The sequence below is a fragment of the Mucilaginibacter boryungensis genome (assembly GCF_015221995.1).
GTDB lineage: Bacteria > Bacteroidota > Bacteroidia > Sphingobacteriales > Sphingobacteriaceae > Mucilaginibacter > Mucilaginibacter boryungensis.
Genome location: NZ_JADFFM010000002.1, coordinates 722,644 through 747,851, shown reverse-complemented (window position 1 = coordinate 747,851; position 25,208 = coordinate 722,644). Strand labels below are relative to the sequence as shown.

The window sequence follows — 25,208 nt, the reverse complement described above, 5'->3', positions numbered from 1 at the left end:
TTTTTAATTTTTAGCCCCTTTTGCTAACTGCTGTTTACTGGCCAATTGCTATAAATAATTTATATTTGGATATTGATATGACCGGCGAAGGTTTCGAAATAAAACTCCCTCAGTTTGAAGGCCCATTTGATTTGTTGCTTTTTTTTATCGAGCGCGATGAACTGGATATTCACGATATTTCCATTACTAATATCACCAATGATTTCCTGGACTATATTCATCAGATGACCAGCCTTAATATGGAAGTGGCCAGCGAGTTTATTTTTGTGGCTGCAACCTTAATGCGAATTAAAGCCAAAATGTTACTACCGCGTTATGAGACTGATGCTGAAGGCAATGAGGTTGACCTGAAAGAGGAACTGATACGCAAACTGGTTGAATACAAAAAAATAAAAGTATTGTGCGATGAATTGCGGCCTTTTGAAGAGGAGCGCCTGAAGCAGGAAAAGCGCGGTAATATTAGATATGATCTGGAACAGGTGGAGCGGGTAACCGTACCAGGCGAAGAATTATCGGCTATAAGCCTTTATAAACTAATGCTCACTTACGAACGCCTGAACATGCGCTGGCTTACCCGTACCGAACCTGTTACGCACACCGTAGTACAATATCCCTATACCATCGAGCGGCAAAAAAAAGCGATAAACGATCTTTTGCTGATCAATCAACGACTGGATTTTAAAGCCATAGCCGGCAACTCTGAAAATAAGGTGCATTTTGTTTACAATTTTTTAGCAGTGCTGGAAATGCTTCAACAGGAATTGTTAGATATACAAATAGGCCTGGGTTTTAATAACTTTTGGATAGGGTTGCGCGATGCGCAATGATAAGTGGTTGGGGATTAGTTTGTAAGTAATTATTTTGTGGTAGGTTTTTGAAACTAATCTCTAATTAACTAATCTCTAATTGCTAAATTAGCCCCGTTTTAATAATAATATGAAAAGAGACAAACTAATATTTGAATTGTTAGATGAAGAACAGGACAGGCAGGAAGAAGGCCTGGAACTGATAGCTTCAGAAAATTTTGTGAGCAGACAGGTAATGGAAGCCGCGGGTTCGGTTGCAACCAATAAATATGCCGAGGGTTTACCCGGCAAGCGTTATTATGGCGGCTGCCAGATTGTTGACGAAATTGAAACAATTGCTATTGAACGGGCTAAACAACTTTTTAATGCCGAATGGGTTAACGTGCAGCCGCATAGTGGCGCGCAGGCTAACGCCGCGGTTATGCTGGCCTGTTTACAGCCTGGCGATAAAATATTAGGGTTCGACCTTTCTCACGGCGGGCACTTAACCCATGGTTCGCCGGTAAATTTTTCGGGCAAGTTATATCAGCCGCACTTTTATGGGGTTAAAAAGGATACCGGGCTGATTGACTATGAACAACTGAAGAAAGTTGCCCTGGCAGAAAAACCAAAAATGATCATCTGCGGCGCTTCAGCTTACTCGCGCGATTGGGATTATGAATTTATCCGTAAGGTAGCCGATAAAATTGGGGCATTGGTATTAGCTGATATTTCGCACCCGGCGGGGTTAATAGCCCGCGGATTACTGAAAGACCCACTACCACATTGCCATATTGTAACAACTACCACGCATAAAACACTACGTGGCCCACGCGGGGGCATGATTATGATGGGGAAAGACTTTCCAAATCCATTTGGACAGACAACCCCAAAAGGCGAGGTGAAAATGATGTCGGCAGTGTTGGATATGGCGGTTTTCCCTGGTACACAAGGTGGCCCATTAGAGCATATTATTGCCGCTAAGGCCGTTGCCTTTGGCGAAGCACTAAGCGAAAGCTACATGAAATATATATTACAGGTAAAAAAGAATGGCGAAGCTATGGCTAAAGCATTAGTTGCCCGTGGCTACGATATTGTATCGGGCGGTACAGATAACCATTTGATACTGATAGACCTGCGGAATAAAAATATAACTGGCAAGGCAGCCGAGAATGCTTTGGTAAATGCCGATATTACCGTAAATAAAAACATGGTGCCTTATGATGATAAATCGCCATTTGTAACATCGGGTATACGTGTGGGTACTGCGGCTGTTACTACCCGCGGCATGAAAGAGAAGCAAATGGAACAGATAGTAGAACTGATTGATGCCGTAATTAATGCGCCCGAAGATGAACATTCACTAAAGAAGATACGTAAACATGTTCACACATTGACGGAAAAATTTCCGTTGTATAAGTAAAGAAAAGCATTGTGGCAGAGAGTTACCCCATTACTGCTTATGAGCAAAAGCGACTTGCTGCACTAAAATCATACGAAATTTTAGATAGTGCGCCTGAACAGGAATATGATGCCCTAACCCGTTTAGCATCATACATTTGCCAGGCGCCTATTGCATTAATTACGCTGATAGATGGTGACAGGGAATGGGTGAAGTCTAAAATAGGGACTGGCTACCAGGAATCATCAAGGGCCGATTCCTTTTGCCACTATACTATTCAAACAGATACGCTAATGGAGGTGCCGGATGCCCGGGCCGATAAAAAATTCAGCAAACACAAATCGGTAATAGCCGAACCCGGTATCAGGTTTTATGCCGGTGCGCCCCTTATTGATGAAAACGGATTTAAACTAGGTTCGTTATGTGTGCTGGATTCTGTACCACGCCACTTAACACCAGAACAGCGTGAAGCTTTGCTGATACTGGCCCGTGAAGTTATTTCCCACCTTACCATCCGGAAACAAAAAAAAGAATTAGAAGAAACTGTTTTGCGGCATAAAGAGTTCTTTAACCTTTTTAATAACTCGCCCGATATTCATTGCATAATTAACAGTGAAAACAAAATAGAACTGATAAACAATGCGGTTACCCCTGTATTAGGCTATGCCCCTGAAGAGGCTATTGGCATGCCCGTATGGAATTTTTTTAATAGCCATATCGATCTTACAAAGCTTGAACAGCTTATAAACGAACCGGATAAATATCATTCTGCCGAAATCGAATCGGAGATAGCCAACCGTAATGGCGACATCAGGTGGATATGCTGGTCGGTTAGTATAAAAGATGGCAAATGGTACACCAGTGGCCGCGATATCACCTATCAGAAGAAATTGCTAGCCGAACTGGAGCAACTATCGTTAGTGGCCAGTAGAATAAGTAATGGCGTGGCCATTATGGATGAAAATAATAATACAGTCTGGATAAACAGGGCGTTCACAAAAATTACCGGGTTTGATTTAGATGAAGTATATAATAAGCAGCTAAGCACCATATTGAAAGGTGATTATGAAGACCCTGCTGTTGTAGAAAAAATAAATAGCCTGCTGAAAACCAAAAAACCATTTGAAATTGACCTGCAGATAAAAACTAAAAAAGGCAAGCTGCTATGGATATCCTTTATCAATTCGGTTATACTGGACGATGAAGGGAAGGTAGAGAAATATATTAAAATACTGGTTGACATTACCGACCGGAAGATTGCAGAAAACGATTTGAATATCCTTTCGTTCGCTGCAAAAAAATCGCCAAGCGGGTTCCTTGTGCGCGATAAAGATGGCAGGGTTACCTGGATGAACGAGGCCTTTGAAAAAATTACCGGCTACTCGCTGGAAGAAATGAAAGGCAAAATATTCGGTACCACCTTACTGGGCGAGGATACGGATATGAATGTGTTTAACAAAGCCGTTGAACTTACCCGTCAGCAAAAGCCTTACGAAGTTGAGATAAAGATCTATAAAAAAGATAAAACGCCTATTTGGGTATATCTTTCAAATAACCCGCTGTTTAATGAAAATGGGGATATTGAACGGCAGATAGGCGTAATAGTTGATATTACCGAACGTAAAAAAGTAGACCAGCAAATAGAGATGCTATCGCTAGTAGCAAGCAATACTATGAGCGGAGTAGTGATAAACGATGGTGAAGGCCACATAGAATGGGTGAACGATGCCTTTACACGTATTACCGGTTATACTTTGGCCGATGTTAAAAACTATCACCTGGGCGATGTTTTGAAAGGCGAACTTACAGATGTAGGCATTATCCAAAAATCGCGCGAGTTATCAAAAAATAAGCAGTCTTTTGAGGTCGACCTGCTGGTGTACCGTAAAGATGGGCAACCGTTATGGATTACGGTGATCAATTCTGTAATTGAAAATAATAACGGTAAAGTTGAAAAATATATTGAAGTTATTATTGATATAACCTCGAAGAAAAAGGCTGAACTTGAACTGATAGCAGCCAAAGAAGAAGCCCTGCAGTTAGGCCGCACGAAAGAAATGTTCATATCGGTAATGAGCCACGAGATACGTACACCGTTAAACGCGGTAATAGGTATATCGCATTTATTACTGAAAGATAACCCGCTGCCATCGCAAAGGGAAAACCTGAACGTTCTTAAATTCTCGGCCGATAACCTGATGGTGCTGATTAATGACGTGCTTGACTTTACTAAAATGGAGACGGGTAATGTGCAACTGGAAAGAGCCGACGTTAAGCTGCATGAATTGGTGCAGGGTGTGGTTTCAACCATGCGGTTTAAAGCTCAGGATAAAGATATCTATATAAAATCGCATATTGATAAAGGCGTCCCTGAGACTGTGATTGGCGATAGCACACGACTGATACAAATATTGCTAAACCTGGCCAGCAATGCTGTTAAATTTACCGACAAGGGCGGTGTTACTATTGACCTGAAATTAATAGAGGAAACACCTGAAAATGTACGGATACGTTTTGCCGTAACCGATACAGGTATTGGTATTGCAAGCGACAAGATTAATACTATATTTGAGTTGTGGAAACAGGCGGATACGGATACCACCCGAAAATATGGCGGTACAGGCTTGGGTTTGGCAATAAGTAAACGATTGGTAACTTTGCACGACTCGCGCATTAATGTGGATAGTGTATTGGGGCAAGGATCAACTTTCTGGTTCACCGTTACGTTTAAAAAAACTATCGATCATTCGGTAAACAAAAATAATAAAGTGGAAGAAGGACTAAAAATTCATGCCCTTGTGGTTGATGATAACCAGATTAACAGGTTGCTAATAAATAAAGTATTAAAGAAATGGGGCGCCACTGCAGACTTTGCCGAGAATGGTGTGGAAGCAATAAATAAAGTAAAAGAAAATCAGAACTACGATGTTGTGTTGATGGATATACATATGCCCGAAATGGGTGGGCTTGAGGCTACCGGGGTTATCCGCGGCATACAGCAACCCTATTTTCAACAATTACCTATAATTGCCCTTACCGCATCTATGCTAAACAGCCAGATGGATCAGATTGGCGATGCGGGTATGAACGATTATATACTGAAACCATTTGACCCGAAAACGCTTTTCGAGAAATTAAGCCGCTATCAAAAGCAATAAAAAAAGGCAGGTTATTTTTCAATAACACTGCCTTTAACCAATTATAATTAAACGCTCCGGGTACTTTTACGGAAAACCTTTTTAAAAGGTTATATAAATTTTAATTATTATTTAATTTTTTTTGATCAGGTCAAATTTCCCCGGTTTCATTAACAAAACCACCATTAATTTGGTGCGCCCTTTCTTTATTTTGTGGGCCGTAGGCAACGCCTTGAATATTGCTGCTTTCCAATTGAGTTTTTATTCTTGATAAAATGATAATTTAATACCAATTGGGGGAAACGGGAATAGAAAGGACTACTATTATCGGGATAAAACCAAAAATAGCGATCAACCCTTTCACATTCAAAAACAATTACTTACATTTGCCGTCCCTGAAAGGAGGTATATTAGGATTATGATCATTATCAACGTAAAAGACGGCGAATCATTAGACAAAGCATTAAAACGCTTTAAAAAGAAATTTGAGAAAACAGGTGTCTTACGCGAGCTCCGCTCACGCCAGGCTTTCGAGAAAAAATCTGTTGCCCGCAGGCACGAGATCAAACACGCCATATACAAACAAAACATGAACGCAGAAACGCTGTAAGTTCCGTTAAAAGAATTTTCACTTTTTCTGAAAAAATATAAAAAAACTATTTGTACATTCATTCTCCGGATGTATAAATAGTTTTTATGTTTTTAGAGCGGTTCATTACCTATTTGCAATTTGAAAAACGGTATTCGCCACACACCGTTTCCGCCTATAAAGCCGACCTGGAGCAATTTTTTGCCCACGTTAACCATCCCGAACAAACAATTACCCATCCTAACGAAATAACCCATCACCACATCCGCAACTGGATGGTAGATATGATGGATAATGATATAACAGCCCGCACGGTAAACCGAAAAACAGCCGTGCTGCGCAAATACTTTAAATTTTTACTGCAAAGCGATGTGATCGATAGCAATCCCACCGCCAAAATACAGACACCCAAAACGCCTAAAAAATTGCCTGTAGTGGTAGAAACCGATAAGCTTGACCACTTGTTGGATACTGGTTTTGATGCCGGTTTTGAAGGTACCCGCGATAAACTGATACTGGAGATGCTGTTTGGTACCGGCATACGCCTGGCCGAACTGGTGGGGCTAAAGGAAACGGATATTAATGTATACGAGGGTACTATTAAGGTTTTAGGCAAGCGTAAAAAAGAACGGATCATCCCGATTAATAAAGAGTTGAAGCGTGTAATAGCGGAATACCTGGAATTAAAAAAAAGTGAAAAATTTAATAACAATTCCCTAACACTCGTCGTTACCAATAAAGGGGCAAATGCTTATCCGAAACTAATTTATAATATAGTGCGCAGATACCTTTCAGAAATATCAACCCAAAACAAAAGAAGCCCGCATGTGCTGCGGCATACATTTGCCACCAGCCTTTTAAATAAAGGAGCCGACCTGAATGCCATAAAAGAGCTTTTAGGCCATGCTAACTTAAGCGCTACGCAAGTATACACCCACAACTCCGTGGAGAGATTAAAGTCTATTTATAAACAAGCCCATCCAAAGGCGTAACAAAAGAGGAGGAAACAATGAAGATCACAGTTCAATCAATTCATTTTACAGCAGACAGAAAGTTATTAGATTTTATCCAGAAGAAAGCTGATAAGCTTGATCAGTTTTATGATAAGATAATCAGCGGCGAAGTCTACTTAAAATTAGAGAACGTGGAAGACGAAGCAAACAAAATATCGGAAATAAAAATACAGCTACCGGGTAACCTGTTGTTTGCAAAAGAGCAATGCAAAACGTTTGAGGAGGCCACCGATTTGGCCCTTGAAAGCCTTAGGAAACAAATTGATAAACATAAGCAAAAGAAAACTATAGCAGCCGAAGTTGCCAAAAAAGCCGTTTTGGCTGCAACAGAGGAAGAATTTTAATAAAAGCACGAGTTAAAAAAGAACAAAAATCGGCAGGTAAAACACCTGCCGATTTTTTTTGGAAAAAAATTTTGCACAGCCTTATTTTTTTGTAGATTTGCAGTCCCTTTCGGAAGGGTGTTAATTAAGGTTGGCACAATAAGAAGGGGTGGTTCTTTAAAAAGAAAAGTTTATGCCTCCTTAGCTCAGCTGGTAGAGCGACTGACTTGTAATCAGTAGGTCATTGGTTCGATCCCGATAGGAGGCTCTGTTTAAATTCGAAGTACGGGTTTTAAATGCGAAATTATTTCGAATTTGACATTTCGGCTTTCGGGATAAACTCTGGGGGGATACCAGAGCGGTCAAATGGGACGGACTGTAAATCCGTTGCTTCGGCTACGAAGGTTCGAATCCTTCTCCCCCCACTTTAAGTTGGCAGTTTTGAGTTCTGAGTCTACAGTTTTTAACTGGAAGCTTATTACTCATAACTGTAAACTACTTTGCGGAAGTAGCTCAGTTGGTAGAGCGATAGCCTTCCAAGCTATAGGTCGCGAGTTCGAACCTCGTCTTCCGCTCATTGCTAATGTCGGATTTCGGATTTTCGATTTCGGACTTAGAAAAAGGATAGAGGAATGGATGTGTGGATGGCAGGATTTAAAAACCCGAAATCGCAAATCCGAAATCCGAAATCAAAAAATAAGCCGACGTAGCTCAGGGGTAGAGCACTTCCTTGGTAAGGAAGAGGTCATGGGTTCAAATCCCATTGTTGGCTCAACGTTAAAAACGTAATAATAATTAAGAATATAAATTAACCTACAAACAATAATAAATCATGGCAAAAGAAAAGTTTGACCGCAGTAAGCCGCACTTAAACATCGGTACGATCGGTCACGTTGACCACGGTAAAACAACCCTTACCGCGGCTATTACTAAAGTGTTATCTGACGCAGGTTTTTCAGAAGCTCGTTCATTCGAATCTATTGACTCTGCTCCGGAAGAAAAAGAGCGTGGTATTACCATTAACACCGCTCACGTTGAGTATTCAACTAAAAACCGTCACTACGCACACGTTGACTGTCCAGGTCACGCGGATTATGTGAAAAACATGGTTACAGGTGCTGCTCAGATGGATGGTGCAATTATCGTTGTTGCTGCAACTGACGGTCCAATGCCTCAAACTCGCGAGCACATTCTTTTAGCCCGCCAGGTAGGTGTGCCTTCATTGGTTGTGTTCATGAATAAAGTTGACATGGTTGATGATCCGGAATTATTAGAATTAGTAGAAATGGAGATCCGTGAACTACTTTCATTCTATGATTTCCCAGGTGATGATATTCCAGTAATCCAGGGTTCTGCTTTGGGTGGCTTAAATGCTGATCCGAAATGGGTTGGAAAAATTATGGAATTGATGGATGCTGTTGATAGCTACATCCCAATCCCTCCGCGTTTGACAGATCTTCCGTTCCTTATGCCGGTAGAAGACGTATTCTCGATCACTGGTCGTGGTACTGTTGCAACTGGCCGTATCGAGCGTGGTGTAATCAACTCTGGCGATCCTGTGGATATCCTGGGTATGGGTGCCGAGAACTTAAAATCAACCGTAACTGGTGTTGAGATGTTCCGTAAGATCCTTGACCGTGGCGAAGCTGGTGACAACGTAGGTTTATTGTTACGTGGTATTGAAAAAACTGATATCCGTCGTGGTATGGTTATTTGCAAACCAGGTTCAGTAACCCCGCATACCGATTTCAAAGCAGAAGTTTACGTATTATCAAAAGCAGAAGGTGGCCGTCATACTCCATTCTTCAACAAATACCGTCCGCAATTCTATTTCCGTACAACAGACGTTACAGGTGAAATCACCTTGGCTGAAGGTATCGAGATGGTTATGCCTGGTGATAACGTTACCATCACCGTAAAACTTATCAACGCTATCGCGATGGAAAAAGGTTTACGTTTCGCTATCCGCGAAGGTGGTCGCACAGTAGGTGCCGGTCAGGTAACTGAAATCTTAAAATAAGAACCCCCTAACCCCGAAAGGGGAACAAGGTTAAGGTTAATTTATAAGCAAAGTACTTAGGTTTTTAACCTAAGTACTTTGTTAATATTAAATAAGTACAATAAGTCCGTTTACGGATTTAGGGTTACAAACGGGAATAGTTCAACGGTAGAATAGAGGTCTCCAAAACCTTTGATCAGGGTTCGAATCCTTGTTCCCGTGCATTTATAAAGAGATATAAACAATGGCTGCAGTAGTTGAGTACATTAAAGAATCATACATAGAGTTAACCCAAAAGGTAACCTGGCCTACCTGGCGCGAACTGCAAAACAGTGCGGTGCTGGTGGTAATTGCCGCTTTGATTATTGCCCTGGTTATTTTTGGTATGGACTGGGTAATCAGCTACGTGTTAAGGCATTTTTATAGTTCACTTGCTTAATTTATAATAAAGATGAGTGAAAATTTAAAATGGTACGTAGTACGCGCCATCAGCGGTAAAGAAAAAAAGGTAAAACAATATATAGATGCCGAAGTTAACCGCTTGGGTATATCGCATTTAGTACCACAGGTATTAATACCTACCGAAAAATATTACCAAATGCGCGACGGTAAAAAGATTGCTAAGGAGCGTAATTTTTTCCCGGGCTATGTACTAATGGAAGCGGCCTTAGATGGCGAGCTGGAGCACATTATAAAGAATGTGAACAGTGTAATTGGCTTTTTAGGTGATAAAGCAGGTAATGCTATCCCGTTGCGCCAGGCTGAAGTTAACCGCATTTTGGGTAAGGTTGATGAGATGAGCGCGCAAGGCGAAACCATGAACGTGCCTTACTATGTTGGCGAAGCCGTAAAAGTAATGGACGGGCCATTTAACGGCTTTAGCGGCGTAATTGAAGAGGTTAACGAAGAGAAAAAGAAACTAAAGGTAATGGTAAAGATTTTCGGGCGCCGTACGCCGCTTGAATTGAATTACATGCAGGTAGAGAAAGAATAGTTCTTTATTTCAGAGTTCGGAATTACGATTTCGGATTTTTTGAATTTAGAATATTAAAATATAGATAGACGATAGCAGGATGATCAGAAATTGAATCCAAAATCCGACATCAAAAGATAAATGTTACATAGCTTCCACTACTAACATTGAGTATTAAATAATTAAAGTAAAATGGCAAAAGAAGTCGGTGCGATGGTGAAGCTGCAGGTAAAAGGCGGCGCTGCAAACCCATCACCTCCAATTGGCCCAGCATTGGGTGCTAAAGGGGTGAACATTATGGAATTTTGCAAGCAGTTTAATGCACGTACCCAGGATAAACCTGGCAAAGTGTTACCTGTGCTAATTACTGTGTATGTTGACAAGTCATTCGATTTTATCATTAAAACCCCTCCTGTTGCTATCCAGTTATTGGAGGCCTCAGGTTTAAAAAGCGGGTCGGCAGAGCCAAACCGGAAAAAGGTTGCGAAAGTAACCTGGGATCAGGTAGAAACTATTGCCAAAGATAAAATGCCTGATTTAAATGCATTTACAGTAGAATCGGCCATGAAAATGGTTGCAGGTACTGCTCGCAGTATGGGAATAACCGTATCAGGTACGGCTCCCTGGAACTAATTGATTTCGGGTTTCGGATGTTTGATTCGGATTTATATCTCAAATCTTATATCTCAAATCTCAAGTCAGAATTAATTAACAAACACAAATCAGTTTAAGACAGTGGCAAGATTAACAAAAAATCAAAAAGTGGCACTCTCCAAAATTGAGGCTAATAAAGCATATTCATTGCAGGATGCAACAAGCCTGGTAAAGGATATCACCAACACTAAGTTCGATTCATCGGTAGATATTGATGTTCGTTTAGGTGTTGATCCGCGTAAAGCCAATCAAATGGTACGTGGTATTGCAACATTACCTCATGGAACCGGTAAAACTGTACGTGTTCTGGTGCTTTGTACGCCTGAAAAGGAACAAGAAGCTAAAGACGCAGGTGCAGATTACGTAGGTTTGGATGATTACATTGCCAAAATTGAAGGCGGATGGACTGACGTTGATATTATCATCACTATGCCAAGTGTTATGGCCAAGGTTGGTCGTTTGGGTCGTATTTTAGGCCCGCGTAACCTTATGCCTAACCCTAAATCGGGCACAGTAACCCCAGATGTTGGGAAGGCTGTAACCGATGTAAAAGGCGGTAAAATCGATTTCAAGGTTGATAAAACCGGTATCATCCATGCTTCAATAGGAAAAGTATCTTTCCCTGCTGATAAAATTTATGAAAACGCTTTAGAAGTTCTACAAGTAATTTCAAAATTAAAACCTTCAGCAGCTAAAGGAACATATTTTAAAAGTATCCATATTTCTTCAACCATGTCTCCGGGCATCCAGGTTGAAACTAAAACAGTAGCGGGGATCTAATCATGAATAAAGAAGAAAAACACGAACTTGTTCTTGCCCTTACTGAACAGATGAAGGAATATGGTAATTTTTATATTACCGATACTTCAAACCTTACGGTTGCTAAAATTAACAACATCCGCCGTAAATGCTTTGAAAGCGATATCACTATCCAGGTAGCAAAAAACAGCTTAATTGAAAAAGCTATGCAAGCTACAGGTGGCGATTACGGTCAGATTTATGACGTGCTTAAAGGTTCATCAACTATCCTTTTCTCAAAATCGGCAACTGCCCCGGCAAAGCTGATTAAACAACTGAGGAAAGCTGGTAGCGAAAAACCGGTTATTAAAGCCGCATATATCGACTCGGCAGTTTTCATTGGCGATAACCAGCTGGATGTGTTAACTAACCTGAAATCGAAAGAGGAACTGGTTGGCGAGATCATCGGATTACTGCAATCACCTGCTAAAAACGTTATATCAGCGCTTCAATCAAGCGGTGGCAAACTTGCAGGTATTGTTAAAACATTACAAGAAAGAGGTTAATCGGACACCTAATTAAAGTTCGGATTTAAAACAAAAGCATTAAAGTAAAAATTTAAATAAAATGGCGGATTTAAAAGCGTTTGCTGATCAATTAGTAAACTTGACAGTAAAAGAAGTTAACGAATTAGCTCAAATCTTAAAAGACGAGTATGGTATTGAGCCTGCTGCTGCGGCTGTAGCTGTTGCTGCACCTGCTGCTGGTGGCGATGCACCTGCTGCTGCTGAAGAAAAAACTTCATTTGACGTGATCCTGAAAGAAGCAGGTGGTCAGAAGTTAGCAGTAGTTAAACTTGTTAAAGACTTAACAGGCTTAGGCTTGAAAGAGGCTAAAGACTTAGTTGACGGCGCACCTAAAGAATTGAAAGCTGGTGTTTCTAAAGAAGAAGCAGAAAGCTTGAAAAAACAATTAGAAGAAGCAGGAGCTGTAGTTGAGGTTAAGTAATTTAGCCCAATAGCACCTAAAAGCATAAAGACTCCGACCTTGTTTTGGTCGGGGTCTATTGCTATTTATATTGTACCCATTTTTGTTTGAAGTTCAGGAAAAACTTTAATCAAACAAGTAGAAGTTTATAAAATTAAAACTATAGTCCCTTGGCAAACAAAAATAATCAAAGAGTAAACTTTGCAACCAGCAGGCACGTAATTGATTACCCTGACTTTCTGGATGTGCAGTTGCAATCTTTCAGGGAATTTTTCCAACTGGAAACTACTTCAGACAACCGTTATAAAGAAGGGTTGTTTAAAGTGTTTGCTGAAAACTTTCCGATTTCCGATTCAAGAAACATCTTCGTTTTAGAGTTTCTTGACTATTTTATTGATCCGCCACGTTACGATATACAAGAGTGTATTGAGCGCGGCCTAACTTACAGTGTGCCTTTAAAAGCCAAGTTGCGCCTATCATGTAATGATGAGGAGCACGAGGATTTTGAAACAATTGTACAGGACGTGTACCTGGGAACTATCCCATACATGACACCTAAAGGTACTTTTGTTATCAATGGCGCCGAGCGTGTAATTGTATCGCAATTGCACCGTTCGCCAGGCGTATTCTTTGGCCAAAGCCGTCACACTAACGGTACAAAATTGTATTCGGCCCGTGTTATCCCGTTCAAGGGTTCATGGATCGAGTTTGCTACAGACGTTAACAACGTAATGTATGCTTACATTGACCGTAAAAAGAAATTCCCTGTTACCACGTTATTACGTGCCATTGGTTACGATTCGGATAAAGATATCCTTGAATTGTTTGAACTGGCCGACGAGGTGAAAGTTAGCAAAAGTGGCTTAAAGAAATTTATTGGCCGTAAGCTTGCTGCAAGGGTATTGAAAAAATGGGTGGAAGACTTTGTGGATGAAGATACCGGTGAGGTTGTTTCTATCGACCGTAACGAGATCATCCTGGAGCGTGAAACCGTACTTGAAGACGATCACATTGATATGATCATCGACGCTGGCGTGAAAACAGTTATCCTGAACAAGGAAGACTCATCAACCAGCGGTGATTATACTATTATATATAATACCTTACAAAAGGATACTTCAAACTCTGAGAAAGAAGCGGTTGAGCATATCTACCGCCAGCTACGTAACGCTGAACCACCTGATGAGGAAACTGCACGTGGTATCATCGATCGTTTATTCTTCTCGGATAAAAGATATGACCTGGGTGATGTGGGCCGCTACCGCATTAACCGTAAGCTGAAGATGGAGACATCAAACGATATCAAAGTATTAACAAAGCAGGATATTATTGCCATTGTTAAATACCTGATCAAGTTGATCAACTCTAAAGCCGAGGTGGATGATATCGATCACTTGTCAAACCGTCGTGTACGTACGGTTGGCGAGCAGTTATATGCACAGTTTGGTGTAGGTTTAGCGCGTATGGCACGTACCATCCGCGAGCGTATGAACATCCGTGACAACGAGGTGTTTACACCAACCGACCTGATCAACGCGCGTACATTATCATCGGTTATCAACTCGTTCTTCGGTACCAACCAGTTGTCTCAGTTCATGGACCAAACCAACCCACTGGCAGAGATCACGCACAAGCGTCGTCTGTCAGCCTTAGGGCCAGGTGGTCTGTCGCGTGAGCGTGCCGGTTTCGAGGTTCGTGACGTACACTACACCCACTACGGTAGGTTATGTACCATTGAAACACCGGAAGGACCGAACATTGGTTTGATCTCCTCTCTTTGCGTTCACGCGAAGATCAACAACTTAGGTTTCATCGAAACCCCGTACAAGCGTGTGGTTGAAGGTAAAGTTAAAGTTGAAGAAGAAGTAATTTATCTGTCGGCAGAGGATGAAGATGGCAAAACCATCGGTCAGGCTAATGCTTACTATGATGATAAAGGTGTATTTGAAAACCCACGCGTAAAAGCACGTTATGAAGGTGACTTCCCGGTAATTGAACCGGAGAAACTGGATTACATGGACGTTGCACCAAACCAGATCACTTCTATCGCGGCCTCGTTAATTCCGTTCCTGGAACATGATGATGCTAACCGTGCCCTGATGGGATCGAACATGCAACGCCAGGCCGTGCCATTATTGCGTCCGGAAGCGCCAATTGTAGGTACAGGGCTGGAAGGCCGTGTGGCTAAGGATTCGCGCACACTGATAAACGCTGAAGGTGATGGTGTGGTTGAGTATGTTGATGCTAACGAGATAAAGATCCGTTATATCCGTAACGATATGGACAGATTGGTATCATTTGATGGCGACACCAAAACATACCAGCTGACCAAGTTTAAGAAAACCAACCAAAGTACTACCATGAACCTGAAGCCTATTGTTAAAAAAGGCCAGAAAGTTGAAAAAGGACAAGTGCTTTGCGAAGGTTATGCAACACAGGATGGCGAATTGGCCTTAGGCCGTAACCTTAAAGTGGCATTTATGCCTTGGCAAGGTTATAACTTTGAGGATGCGATTGTAATTTCTGAGCGGGTTGTATCGCAGGATATATTTACATCGTTGCACATCGAGGAATTTGAACTTGAAGTGCGTGATACTAAACGTGGTGAAGAGGAATTGACACCGGATATCCCTAACGTATCAGAAGAAGCTACTAAAGACCTTGACGAAGACGGTATCATCCGTGTAGGTGCCGAGGTTAAAGAAGGTGATATCCTGATAGGTAAGATCACTCCAAAAGGTGAATCAGATCCTTCACCGGAAGAAAAACTGTTACGTGCCATATTTGGTGATAAAGCAGGCGATGTTAAAGATGCGTCTTTAAAAACTCCTCCTTCAATTGCCGGTGTAGTTATTGATACCAAGTTATTCAGCCGTGCTAAAAAGACTTCAAAAGCTGAAGAAAAGGCATTGATCGAGAAACTGGATACCAAACACGACAAAGCAGTTAAAGAACTGAAAAATACACTGGTTGAAAAACTGTTCGAAATTGTTAACGGCAAAACATCGCAAGGTGTGTTTAACGTGTACAAAGAATTGTTGGTGGCTAAAGGTGTTAAATTCACCCAAAAGATTTTGGTTGAATTACCTTATGAAAACATTAACCCAACCAAGTGGACAACTGACGAGGATAAAAACGATCAGATAAAAACCCTGCTGCACAACTTCAATATTAAGCTGAACGAGGAACTGGGTGCTTACCGTCGTGATAAGTTCGCTATCAGCGTAGGTGATGAGCTGCCATCGGGTATTGTACAAATGGCTAAGGTTTACATTGCTAAAAAGCGTAAGCTTAAAGTAGGTGATAAAATGGCCGGCCGCCACGGTAACAAAGGTATTGTTGCCCGCATCGTTCGCGATGAGGATATGCCATTCCTGGAAGACGGTACACCGGTTGATATTGTGTTGAACCCGCTGGGTGTACCTTCGCGTATGAACCTTGGACAGATCTACGAAACCGTATTAGGCTGGGCTGGTAAAGAACTGGGCGTTAAATTCGCTACTCCTATTTTTGATGGTGCTACGCACGAACAAGTAGAGGAGTGGATTGCTAAAGCAGGCGTACCAGAGTCGGGCCGTACTTACTTATACAACGGTTTAACCGGTGAGCGTTTCGATCAGCAAACTACTGTAGGTATTATCTATATGTTGAAACTGGGCCACATGGTTGATGATAAGATGCACGCCCGTTCAATCGGTCCGTACTCGCTTATCACACAACAGCCATTGGGTGGTAAGGCACAGTTTGGTGGTCAGCGTTTTGGTGAGATGGAAGTTTGGGCGTTAGAGGCATTTGGTGCAGCTAACATCCTGCAGGAGATCTTAACTGTGAAATCTGACGACGTTATTGGCCGTGCCAAAACATACGAAGCTATTGTTAAGGGTGAAAACCTGCCAACACCTTCAGTTCCTGAATCATTCAACGTATTGGTTCACGAATTAAGAGGCTTAGGTTTGGATATCACTTTAGAATAAATTATTGATTAGTGAGGGATTGAGTTATTGATTCAATCCCTCATATAACATTCAATAATTCGCAATTCAGTCCTTCAATAATTAAAACAAAAGGAGACTATGTCTTACAAAAAGGATAATAAAATAAAAAGTAATTTCACCACCATTACTATCAGTTTAGCCTCTCCGGAGTCTATCCTTGAGCGTTCAAGCGGTGAGGTTTTAAAACCAGAAACCATTAACTACCGGACCTACAAGCCCGAGCGTGATGGTTTATTTTGCGAGCGTATATTCGGTCCGGTAAAAGACTACGAGTGCCATTGCGGTAAGTACAAACGTATCCGTTACAAGGGTATCGTGTGCGACCGTTGCGGTGTTGAAGTAACCGAGAAGAAAGTACGTCGCGAGCGTATGGGCCACATCAACTTGGTGGTGCCTGTTGCGCATATCTGGTATTTCCGTTCGTTGCCAAATAAAATAGGTTACCTTTTAGGTTTACCAACCAAAAAGCTTGACCTTATTATTTACTACGAGCGTTATGTAGTAATACAAGCCGGTGTTAAAGAGGCTGACGGTATCAACGCTATGGATTTCCTTACTGAGGAAGAATACCTGGACGTATTGGATACCCTGCCAAAAGAAAACCAATACCTGGACGATAAGGACCCGCAAAAATTTGTGGCCAAAATGGGTGCCGAAGCATTAGAAGAATTGCTGAAACGCCTTGACCTTGACCAGTTATCATACGATTTGCGCCACCAGGCTGCAAACGAAACCTCTCAGCAACGTAAAAACGAGGCGTTAAAACGCCTGCAGGTTGTTGAAGCTTTCCGTGATGCTAAAACACGTATCGAGAATAACCCTGAGTGGATGATCGTTAAGATCGTTCCGGTTATACCTCCTGAATTACGTCCGTTAGTACCACTGGAAGGTGGCCGTTTCGCTACTTCAGATTTGAACGACCTTTACCGCCGTGTAATTATCCGTAACAACCGTTTAAAACGTTTGATAGAGATTAAAGCACCGGAAGTAATTTTACGTAACGAAAAACGTATGCTGCAGGAAGCTGTGGATTCGTTATTCGATAATTCACGTAAAGTTAACGCTGTAAAAACTGAAGGTAACCGTGCATTGAAATCGCTTTCAGACATCCTGAAAGGTAAGCAAGGCCGTTTCCGTCAAAACTTACTGGGTAAACGTGTGGATTATTCGGCACGTTCGGTAATTGTTGTAGGCCCTAACCTTAAACTGCACGAGTGCGGTTTGCCGAAAGATATGGCTGCCGAGTTGTTTAAACCATTTATCATCCGCAAAATGATTGAGCGTGGTGTGGTTAAAACAGTAAAATCGGCCAAGAAAATAGTTGACCGTAAGGACCCATTAGTTTGGGACATTTTGGAAAATGTATTAAAAGGGCACCCGATATTATTAAACCGTGCGCCTACGCTGCACAGGTTGGGTATCCAATCGTTCCAGCCGAAACTGGTTGAAGGTAAAGCTATCCAATTGCACCCGTTAACCTGTACCGCGTTCAACGCCGACTTTGACGGTGACCAGATGGCTGTGCACGTACCACTTGGTAACGCGGCAATTTTGGAAGCCCAAATTTTGATGCTGGCATCGCACAACATTTTGAACCCTGCTAACGGTACCCCAATTACAGTACCTTCTCAGGACATGGTGTTGGGTCTTTACTATATTACTAAAGGCCGCAAAACCGATGCAACCCGTGTGGTTAAAGGTGAAAACCTTTCGTTCTACTCGGCAGAGGAAGTTATCATTGCTTACAATGAGAAAAAACTTGATCTGCACGCTTTCATTAAAGTGAAGGCTAACGTGAAAGAAAAAGACGGCAGCATTGTTAACAAGCTAATAGAAACTACTGTAGGCCGCGTACTGTTTAATCAGCACGTGCCTGAAGAAGTAGGTTATATAAACGAATTGCTGACCAAGAAATCACTGCGTGATATTATTGGCGAGGTAGTGAAAAACACCGGTATGGCCCGTGCAGCACAATTCCTTGATGATATTAAGGAATTAGGTTTCAAAATGGCATTCCAGGGTGGTTTATCATTTAACCTGAAGGATATCAATATCCCGGCACAAAAAGTAACCCTGATAGAACAAGCTTCGAAAGAAGTGGAAGAAGTAATGAATAACTATAATATGGGTTTCATTACTAATAACGAGCGTTACAATCAGATCATCGATATTTGGACACGTATCAACAACCGTTTGACAGCAAACGTGATGGAGATACTAAGTACAGATAACCAGGGCTTCAACTCTGTTTACATGATGCTTGATTCGGGCGCGCGTGGTTCTAAAGAACAGATCCGTCAGCTGGCAGGTATGCGTGGTTTGATGGCGAAGCCTCAGAAATCAGGTTCAGGTGGTGAAATTATTGAGAACCCGATCCTTTCAAACTTTAAAGAAGGTTTGTCGGTATTAGAGTACTTTATTTCAACCCACGGTGCACGTAAAGGTTTGGCGGATACGGCTTTGAAAACAGCGGATGCTGGTTACCTGACCCGTCGTTTACATGACGTTGCGCAGGATATGATTGTTGGCGAAACAGATTGCGGTACTTTACGTGGTATATTCACCACTGCCCTTAAAGATAATGAGGACATTGTTGAACCATTATATGACCGTATTTTGGGCCGTACATCATTGCATGACGTTCACGATCCTATCACCGGCGAATTATTAGTAAATGCGGGTGAAGATATTACTGAAGAGATTGCTAAAAACATCGAAAACTCTCCATTAGAGGGTATCGAGATTCGTTCGGTATTAACCTGCGAAAGCAAACGTGGTGTTTGTGCGCTTTGCTACGGTCGTAACCTGGCCAGCGGCAAACGCGTTCAGCGCGGCGAAGCTGTGGGTGTAATTGCTGCACAATCAATTGGTGAGCCGGGAACACAGTTAACACTGCGTACATTCCACGTGGGTGGTACCGCTTCTAACATCGCGGCCGAATCTCAGATCAATGCTAAATACGACGGTATCATAGAATTTGAGAACGTACGTACCGTTGAATTTGAGACAGCTGAAGATGGTAAAGTTGAAGTAGTATTAGGCCGTTCGGGCGAGTTCCGTATTGTAGAGGAAGGCACTAATAAGGTAATTGTAACCAACAATATCCCTTACGGCGCATACCTTTATGTAAAAGACGGCAGTAAGATAAAACGTGGCGATAAGATCTGTTCATGGGATCCGTACAATGCGGTTATTATCTCTGAATTTGCTGGTGTGGCACAGTTCGACGCCGTATTGGAGGGTATTACCTTCCGCGAAGAAAGCGACGAGCAAACCGGTCACCGCGAAAAAGTAATTATCGATACCCGTGATAAAACTAAGAACCCTGTTATTCAGATTACCGATAACAAAGGTAACCTGATAAAAGGATACAACATCCCTGTTGGGGCGCACATTGCGGTTGATGAGAACGAGAAGGTACAAACCGGACAGGTTATTGCTAAGATCCCTCGTTCAACTGGTAAAACCCGGGATATCACCGGTGGTTTACCACGTGTAACCGAGTTGTTTGAAGCACGTAACCCATCAAACCCGGCAGTAGTGACTGAGATTGATGGTGTAGTAACCTTAGGTGGTGTGAAACGTGGTAATCGTGAAATGACGATCGAATCGCGCGACGGACAGGTTAAAAAATACCTGGTGCCACTTTCTAAGCACATCCTGGTACAGGATAATGACTTTGTGAAAGCCGGTATGCCACTGTCTGATGGTTCTATCTCTCCTGCCGATATCCTGGCTATTAAAGGCCCTGCTGCGGTGCAAGAGTACCTGGTGAATGGTATACAGGAAGTTTACCGTTTACAGGGTGTGAAGATCAACGATAAACACTTCGAGGTTATTGTTCACCAGATGATGCAGAAAGTATCGATAGAGGATCCGGGAGATACCCGTTTCTTAGAGCGCGAAGCTGTTGATGGTTGGGACTTTATGATGGAGAATGACGAGATCTTTGATAAAAAGGTAGTTGTTGAACCGGGTGATTCTACTTCGTTGAAACAAGGTCAGATCGTATCGTTACGTAAATTGCGCGATGAAAATTCGATGCTGAAACGTAAGGATATGAAGTTGGTGGAAGTTAGGGATGCTATCCCTGCTACATCAAGCCCTATATTGCAAGGTATCACCAGGGCATCGTTAGGTACCAAGTCGTTTATCTCGGCTGCATCGTTCCAGGAAACTACCAAAGTACTGAACGAGGCTGCTATAGCAGGTAAAAAAGACAACATGCTTGGCCTGAAAGAGAATGTTATTGTAGGGCACTTAATTCCATCGGGAACTGGTTTACGCGTATACGACAATATCCGCGTAGGTTCTCAGGAAGAATTTGATCGCCTGATGGCTTCTAAAACTGAAGAAGTAGAGGCATAATATCTCAAATATTTTATTACTTTTGCAAAACCTTCCATTTTTATGGAAGGTTTTGCTGTTTATAGGGATTACTGCCCTGAAATGGCATAATGCAAGGGTATCTTTGCCCTGCCTCACTACACTATATCCTACCTGTTAAGTATTTTGTAAGTTGGAAAATCTATGCCGAAAATAAAACGGTATTAGAAATAAACCCGTAAATTAGGGACGGTTAATTATATATTAAATAAATGGAAGAGCAGAACGAGAACCAATTGAATATTGAACTTTCAGAGGAAGTGGCTGAAGGCATATATTCAAACCTGGCTATTATTACCCATTCGAATTCAGAATTTGTGCTGGATTTTATTAGAGTGATGCCTGGCGTACCCAAGGCCAAGGTTAAATCGCGTATTATTTTAACCCCCGAACATGCGAAACGGTTATTAACCGCGCTTGAAGATAATATTGAAAAATTTGAAGCTGTAAATGGCCGTATAAAAATACAGACCGAACCTGCTGGTTTCCCGATGAATTTTGGTGGAACAATGGGGCAGGCATAATTAGATCAATAGTTTAATAGCTACTAATATTTATTATAATTATGAGCGTCACCCGTAGTGATAAGAATAAAAGCCGGAGCCGAAGCCACAGGGCATCTAACAATAGATCAAAAAAAAATGGCGATAGCAGTTCAAAACTGATTGGAGTAGCTTTAATGATTTTAGGGGTAATTACCTGTATATATTCTTTCGACCTATCTTTTGATTTTTTACAAAATTTTTCTGATATACTTCACCTATGGCCCATATTTATAATACTTGTGGGGTTTTTATTTATTATAAAAGATTATCTGAAATCATCATCAAAACAAAAATGGAATCAGTAATTTTATAAATTTTCAATAAAATAATAATATTAATTATACAATTATTTTTGTTTCGATAATTTGTTTCATATTTTAATTATGAGAAAAACTTTCTTTTTTGTTTTCGTAATCAGTATTCTTTCAATCAGCATGTTTTCATGCAGCTCATTAAAAAACTATAAGTATTTTGAAGATATACCTGATACTACAAAATCAACTAATATAGCTGAAGCCATATACAAAGAACCTGTTATCCAATCTGATGATATTCTTTATATAGCTATACAAACTGTTGACCCTTTGGCGGGTACAACAATTAATAGTGTTAATAATCAAACCATAAATTCAACAACGTCTATTGTGTCATCAAATGCAATAACTGGTAATCAAGCTGCTATTTATGGCTATCTGGTTAATAAAAAAGGTATTGTGACTATTCCTGTATTGGGTGATATTATGCTGGCGGGGCTTAACACAGCTCAAGCTAAAGATCTGGTTACCAAAAGGGCGGAAAATTTTTATAAAAATCCAACCGTAATTGTAAGATATGCAAATTTTCGTATCACAGTTTTAGGCGAGGTTCAAAAGCCCGGCACATTTACTGTACCCAATGAGAAAGTGAGTTTGTTAGATGCACTGGGTTATGCTGGAGACTTAACAATATACGGCCGTAGGGATAATATTTTATTACTGCGCCGTAAGGATGATGGTACAACACTTGCCGTGCGCTTAAATATTAATAATTCGTCTGTTTTAAAATCATCTTATTTTTATCTGCAGCAAAACGATGAAATATATATCGAGCCGGCTAAAACTAAAATTACTGGTAGCGACGCCTCTCAGGCTCGTAATATTACCATCGTAACGTCGGCGTTAACAGTACTTATTGTTTTAATTACCAGAATAAAATAACTATGTCTAACAATAATATTACTGAAAACGATCCGTTTAACGAGCTGCCTTCAGAGAACACCGTAACTAAAGATACAAACGATTTAAAAGAAATATTTGATAGGATAATATCTAATTGGTATTTGTTTCTTATAGGTATTGTTTTTTGCACATTTTTATCTTTATTATACATCAAATTTGCCCCTGTCGGTTTTAAGATTAATAGTAAAATATTGGTAAAAGACGATAAAAGTTCGCCTAAGGGTGGTAAAGGACTGCTGGCCGACGCTGACCTGTCTTCTTTATTGGGTACCACTAATAATGCAGAAAATGAAATAGAGATTATCAAGTCGAGGCAATTAATGGAAAGCGTGGTGAAAAAACTACACTTAAATGTTAAGGTCGGCGGTAAAGGATCGATAAGGGCGCTTGAGACAGACGATGAGTTTATTCCTTTTGAAGTGAATGTAAACTATAAATCAGATTCGCTAATAACAAAAAGCTATGTAATAACAGATGTAAATAATAAAAGTTTTCATTTTGTTGATAAGAAAGACGATATAGATATTATAGCCAAATATGGCCAGGTAATAAAACTACCTCAATATGAAATATCCCTGAAGTTTAAAAACGATCCAACTTTATATCTTGAACCCAGGGGATATGTTCTTTATATAAACTCGGTAGATCAGTCAGTTGAAGAATTAAGGGCAAATTTTGATGCCGAACTTTCCAGTAAGCAAAGTACTGTTGTCAATTTAACGTTAAATTATCCGTTATCATTAAAAGGTGAGAAAATACTTAACACCTTGATGGATCTGTACCTGCGAAATAACCTTGATGATAAAGTTAAAATTGCCGATAGTACACTATCGTTTATAGACAACCGGCTAGCGGGTGTTACTGGTGAACTGTCGGGCATTGAAAAAAAGATAGAACAATTTAAAAAGGATAATCAATTAGCAGATATTGATGAGCAATCTAAGGCGCTTATTACTAACTCAACAGATTTTTACAAAAAGCTAAATGATATAGAAATACAGCTTGCAATTGCCAATGATATTTCGAAATATATATCAAACCCGAATAACAGGCGTATTATTCCAAATTCCTTAACACTTCCCGATCCTGTTTTTGCCGCGGCTATACAGGGCTATAATCAATTATTGATAGAGCGCGACAGGCAGGGGCTTTCTTTCACTGATAACAATCCGGTGATAAAAAATCTGGATCAGCAAATAGAAAATGTTAGGCAAAGCATAGTTAAAAGTTTTGCTGAATACAGAAGAAACTTGCTATTAAGCAAAAATGAATTAACTAAAGGAAATGGAAAAATATCTAATGAGATAAGTAGTGTGCCGCAAAAAGAGCGGATTTATCTTGATTATTCACGCCAACAATCTGTTAAACAACAACTATACCTGTATTTACTTGAAAAGCGTGAAGAAACAGCAATTAGCAAAACTTCAACATTTTCTACCTCGCAAATTATCGATCCTGCTAAAAGCGATTTGTATCCCTTTACACCTAAAAAAGGTATGATTTACCTCGCTGGATTAGTTGCAGGCGTATTGTTGCCACTGTCTTTCCTTAGCTTAAGAGAAATGCTTAATACCAGGATAGTTACTAAGATGGACCTTACAAAAGGAACAAGCATAGCCATTGTTGGGGAAATAAACCACAATGATGACTATAAAAGTGTTGTGGTTGATAATAAATCCCGTTCAATTATATCAGAACAGTTTAGGAGTTTGCGTACAAACCTGCAATACCTTGTTGACCCTAATAAGCCCAATGTGATATTAGTAACTTCAAGTATGAGCGGTGAGGGTAAATCATTTATATCATTAAACATAGGTAACGCATTAGCTATAAGTGGTAAAAAGGTTGTTTTTATAGAGCTGGATTTGCGTAAACCTAAGCTATCGGCAAATATAGGTATGGACCATAAAAATGGTTTTACCAACTATATTATTTCAAATACCATGACACTGGATTCAATTATCCAGCCTATTTATTTAAATGAAAACTCGTTTTTGATATCGGCAGGTAACATCCCGCCAAACCCGGCAGAATTGTTATTAAATAATAAGTTAGATGCGATGATCACTGAACTGAAAAAAACTTTTGACTACATTATAATAGATACGGCGCCGGTTGGCCTTGTTGCTGATGCTTTGTTGATAGAAAAGTTTGCTGATGTTTGTTTATATATAGTGCGTCAGCGATATACATTTAAAACCCAGCTTAATATCATAAACGAATTAACCCGTTCAAAGAAGGTAAGGAAATCTTACATTGTGGTTAACGATATTACTCAGAAATCAGGCGGTTATAGCGGTTATGGCTACGGTTATGGTTATGGCTATGGCTATGGTTATGGTTACGGAGGCTATGGCAGCGACAGCGGGTATTACGATACCGTAAAGAAAAAATCAAGTTTCATTACTAAAGCAAAGGAATTGTTTGGCAAATAATAAATGCTATATAAACTATAGCATAATAAA

The 25,208-nt window shown here is 40.7% G+C and carries 18 protein-coding genes and 5 tRNA genes; all 23 read left to right on the top strand.

The features are described 5' to 3' along the window. Nucleotides 1-65: 65 nt before the first annotated feature. The 23 genes from IRJ18_RS16220 to IRJ18_RS16110 all read left to right on the top strand — a co-directional run bounded on the left by IRJ18_RS16220 (nt 66) and on the right by IRJ18_RS16110 (nt 25,178). The gene (locus tag IRJ18_RS16220; RefSeq protein WP_317174095.1) at nt 66-827 is read left to right on the top strand and encodes a segregation and condensation protein A; all 762 of its coding nucleotides are present in this window, start codon (nt 66-68) and stop codon (nt 825-827) included. A 109-nt stretch (nt 828-936) separates the two neighbouring features. Further along, nucleotides 937-2,208, top strand: coding sequence for a serine hydroxymethyltransferase (locus IRJ18_RS16215; RefSeq protein WP_194107352.1), 1,272 nt, complete (start codon nt 937-939; stop codon nt 2,206-2,208). An 11-nt stretch (nt 2,209-2,219) separates the two neighbouring features. Next, the gene (locus IRJ18_RS21230) at nt 2,220-5,345 is read left to right on the top strand and encodes a PAS domain S-box protein (RefSeq protein WP_194107351.1); all 3,126 of its coding nucleotides are present in this window, start codon (nt 2,220-2,222) and stop codon (nt 5,343-5,345) included. 397 nt (nt 5,346-5,742) lie between these two features. Then, nucleotides 5,743-5,934 carry a 30S ribosomal protein S21 gene (gene rpsU / locus IRJ18_RS16205; RefSeq protein ID WP_194107350.1) on the top strand — a complete coding sequence of 64 codons (192 nt, stop codon included), beginning with the start codon at nt 5,743-5,745 and terminating at the stop codon, nt 5,932-5,934. 86 nt (nt 5,935-6,020) lie between these two features. After that, nucleotides 6,021-6,905 carry a tyrosine-type recombinase/integrase gene (locus tag IRJ18_RS16200; protein ID WP_194107349.1) on the top strand — a complete coding sequence of 295 codons (885 nt, stop codon included), beginning with the start codon at nt 6,021-6,023 and terminating at the stop codon, nt 6,903-6,905. A 17-nt stretch (nt 6,906-6,922) separates the two neighbouring features. Next, complete coding sequence (hpf, locus tag IRJ18_RS16195; protein WP_194107348.1) at nt 6,923-7,270, top strand: ribosome hibernation-promoting factor, HPF/YfiA family; 348 nt, start codon at nt 6,923-6,925, stop codon at nt 7,268-7,270. Between the two features lie 174 nt (nt 7,271-7,444). Further along, a tRNA-Thr gene (locus IRJ18_RS16190) sits at nt 7,445-7,517 on the top strand. Between the two features lie 76 nt (nt 7,518-7,593). Beyond that, a tRNA-Tyr gene (locus IRJ18_RS16185) sits at nt 7,594-7,674 on the top strand. Nucleotides 7,675-7,751: 77 nt separating this feature from the next. Continuing rightward, nucleotides 7,752-7,824, top strand: a tRNA-Gly gene (locus IRJ18_RS16180). Nucleotides 7,825-7,949: 125 nt separating this feature from the next. Continuing rightward, nucleotides 7,950-8,021: transfer RNA gene (locus tag IRJ18_RS16175), tRNA-Thr, on the top strand. 60 nt (nt 8,022-8,081) lie between these two features. Beyond that, complete coding sequence (gene tuf / locus IRJ18_RS16170) at nt 8,082-9,269, top strand: elongation factor Tu (protein WP_194107347.1); 1,188 nt, start codon at nt 8,082-8,084, stop codon at nt 9,267-9,269. A gap of 130 nt (nt 9,270-9,399) precedes the next feature. Then, nucleotides 9,400-9,470: transfer RNA gene (locus IRJ18_RS16165), tRNA-Trp, on the top strand. A 22-nt stretch (nt 9,471-9,492) separates the two neighbouring features. Then, nucleotides 9,493-9,687: a preprotein translocase subunit SecE gene (gene secE, locus IRJ18_RS16160; protein ID WP_194107346.1), complete on the top strand. Its 195-nt coding sequence runs from the start codon at nt 9,493-9,495 to the stop codon at nt 9,685-9,687. Between the two features lie 12 nt (nt 9,688-9,699). Then, nucleotides 9,700-10,242 (top strand): transcription termination/antitermination protein NusG, encoded by a 543-nt coding sequence (gene nusG, locus IRJ18_RS16155; protein WP_194107345.1) that lies wholly within the window; start codon nt 9,700-9,702, stop codon nt 10,240-10,242. 171 nt (nt 10,243-10,413) lie between these two features. Continuing rightward, on the top strand, nt 10,414-10,854 hold the full coding sequence (gene rplK / locus IRJ18_RS16150; protein WP_194107344.1) for a 50S ribosomal protein L11: 441 nt from the start codon (nt 10,414-10,416) through the stop codon (nt 10,852-10,854). 102 nt (nt 10,855-10,956) lie between these two features. After that, complete coding sequence (gene rplA, locus IRJ18_RS16145) at nt 10,957-11,655, top strand: 50S ribosomal protein L1 (protein ID WP_194107343.1); 699 nt, start codon at nt 10,957-10,959, stop codon at nt 11,653-11,655. A 2-nt stretch (nt 11,656-11,657) separates the two neighbouring features. Further along, nucleotides 11,658-12,179 carry a 50S ribosomal protein L10 gene (gene rplJ / locus IRJ18_RS16140; RefSeq protein ID WP_194107342.1) on the top strand — a complete coding sequence of 174 codons (522 nt, stop codon included), beginning with the start codon at nt 11,658-11,660 and terminating at the stop codon, nt 12,177-12,179. Nucleotides 12,180-12,240: 61 nt separating this feature from the next. Beyond that, complete coding sequence (gene rplL / locus IRJ18_RS16135; RefSeq protein ID WP_194107341.1) at nt 12,241-12,621, top strand: 50S ribosomal protein L7/L12; 381 nt, start codon at nt 12,241-12,243, stop codon at nt 12,619-12,621. A gap of 149 nt (nt 12,622-12,770) precedes the next feature. Beyond that, complete coding sequence (gene rpoB, locus IRJ18_RS16130; RefSeq protein ID WP_194107340.1) at nt 12,771-16,574, top strand: DNA-directed RNA polymerase subunit beta; 3,804 nt, start codon at nt 12,771-12,773, stop codon at nt 16,572-16,574. 99 nt (nt 16,575-16,673) lie between these two features. Next, a complete protein-coding gene (rpoC, locus tag IRJ18_RS16125) occupies nt 16,674-20,963 on the top strand; it encodes a DNA-directed RNA polymerase subunit beta' (protein ID WP_194107339.1) in 4,290 nt (1,429 codons plus the stop codon). A 230-nt stretch (nt 20,964-21,193) separates the two neighbouring features. After that, on the top strand, nt 21,194-21,505 hold the full coding sequence (locus IRJ18_RS16120) for a DUF3467 domain-containing protein (protein ID WP_194107338.1): 312 nt from the start codon (nt 21,194-21,196) through the stop codon (nt 21,503-21,505). A gap of 404 nt (nt 21,506-21,909) precedes the next feature. Next, nucleotides 21,910-22,722, top strand: a complete 813-nt coding sequence (locus tag IRJ18_RS16115) for a polysaccharide biosynthesis/export family protein (protein WP_194107337.1) — start codon at nt 21,910-21,912, stop codon at nt 22,720-22,722. 2 nt (nt 22,723-22,724) lie between these two features. Next, nucleotides 22,725-25,178, top strand: coding sequence for a GumC family protein (locus IRJ18_RS16110; RefSeq protein ID WP_194107336.1), 2,454 nt, complete (start codon nt 22,725-22,727; stop codon nt 25,176-25,178). The last annotated feature ends 30 nt before the right edge of the window (nt 25,179-25,208 follow it).

What these genes read in the sequence shown, in the direction of transcription:
- IRJ18_RS16215 (WP_194107352.1), top strand. Translation starts at nt 937, where the DNA reads ATGAAAAGAGACAAACTAATATTTGAATTGTTAGATGAAGAACAGGAC.
- rpsU (WP_194107350.1), top strand. Translation starts at nt 5,743, where the DNA reads ATGATCATTATCAACGTAAAAGACGGCGAATCATTAGACAAAGCATTA.
- IRJ18_RS16200 (WP_194107349.1), top strand. Translation starts at nt 6,021, where the DNA reads ATGTTTTTAGAGCGGTTCATTACCTATTTGCAATTTGAAAAACGGTAT.
- hpf (WP_194107348.1), top strand. Translation starts at nt 6,923, where the DNA reads ATGAAGATCACAGTTCAATCAATTCATTTTACAGCAGACAGAAAGTTA.
- tuf (WP_194107347.1), top strand. Translation starts at nt 8,082, where the DNA reads ATGGCAAAAGAAAAGTTTGACCGCAGTAAGCCGCACTTAAACATCGGT.
- secE (WP_194107346.1), top strand. Translation starts at nt 9,493, where the DNA reads ATGGCTGCAGTAGTTGAGTACATTAAAGAATCATACATAGAGTTAACC.
- nusG (WP_194107345.1), top strand. Translation starts at nt 9,700, where the DNA reads ATGAGTGAAAATTTAAAATGGTACGTAGTACGCGCCATCAGCGGTAAA.
- rplK (WP_194107344.1), top strand. Translation starts at nt 10,414, where the DNA reads ATGGCAAAAGAAGTCGGTGCGATGGTGAAGCTGCAGGTAAAAGGCGGC.
- rplJ (WP_194107342.1), top strand. Translation starts at nt 11,658, where the DNA reads ATGAATAAAGAAGAAAAACACGAACTTGTTCTTGCCCTTACTGAACAG.
- rplL (WP_194107341.1), top strand. Translation starts at nt 12,241, where the DNA reads ATGGCGGATTTAAAAGCGTTTGCTGATCAATTAGTAAACTTGACAGTA.
- rpoC (WP_194107339.1), top strand. Translation starts at nt 16,674, where the DNA reads ATGTCTTACAAAAAGGATAATAAAATAAAAAGTAATTTCACCACCATT.
- IRJ18_RS16120 (WP_194107338.1), top strand. Translation starts at nt 21,194, where the DNA reads ATGGAAGAGCAGAACGAGAACCAATTGAATATTGAACTTTCAGAGGAA.
- IRJ18_RS16115 (WP_194107337.1), top strand. Translation starts at nt 21,910, where the DNA reads ATGAGAAAAACTTTCTTTTTTGTTTTCGTAATCAGTATTCTTTCAATC.
- IRJ18_RS16110 (WP_194107336.1), top strand. Translation starts at nt 22,725, where the DNA reads ATGTCTAACAATAATATTACTGAAAACGATCCGTTTAACGAGCTGCCT.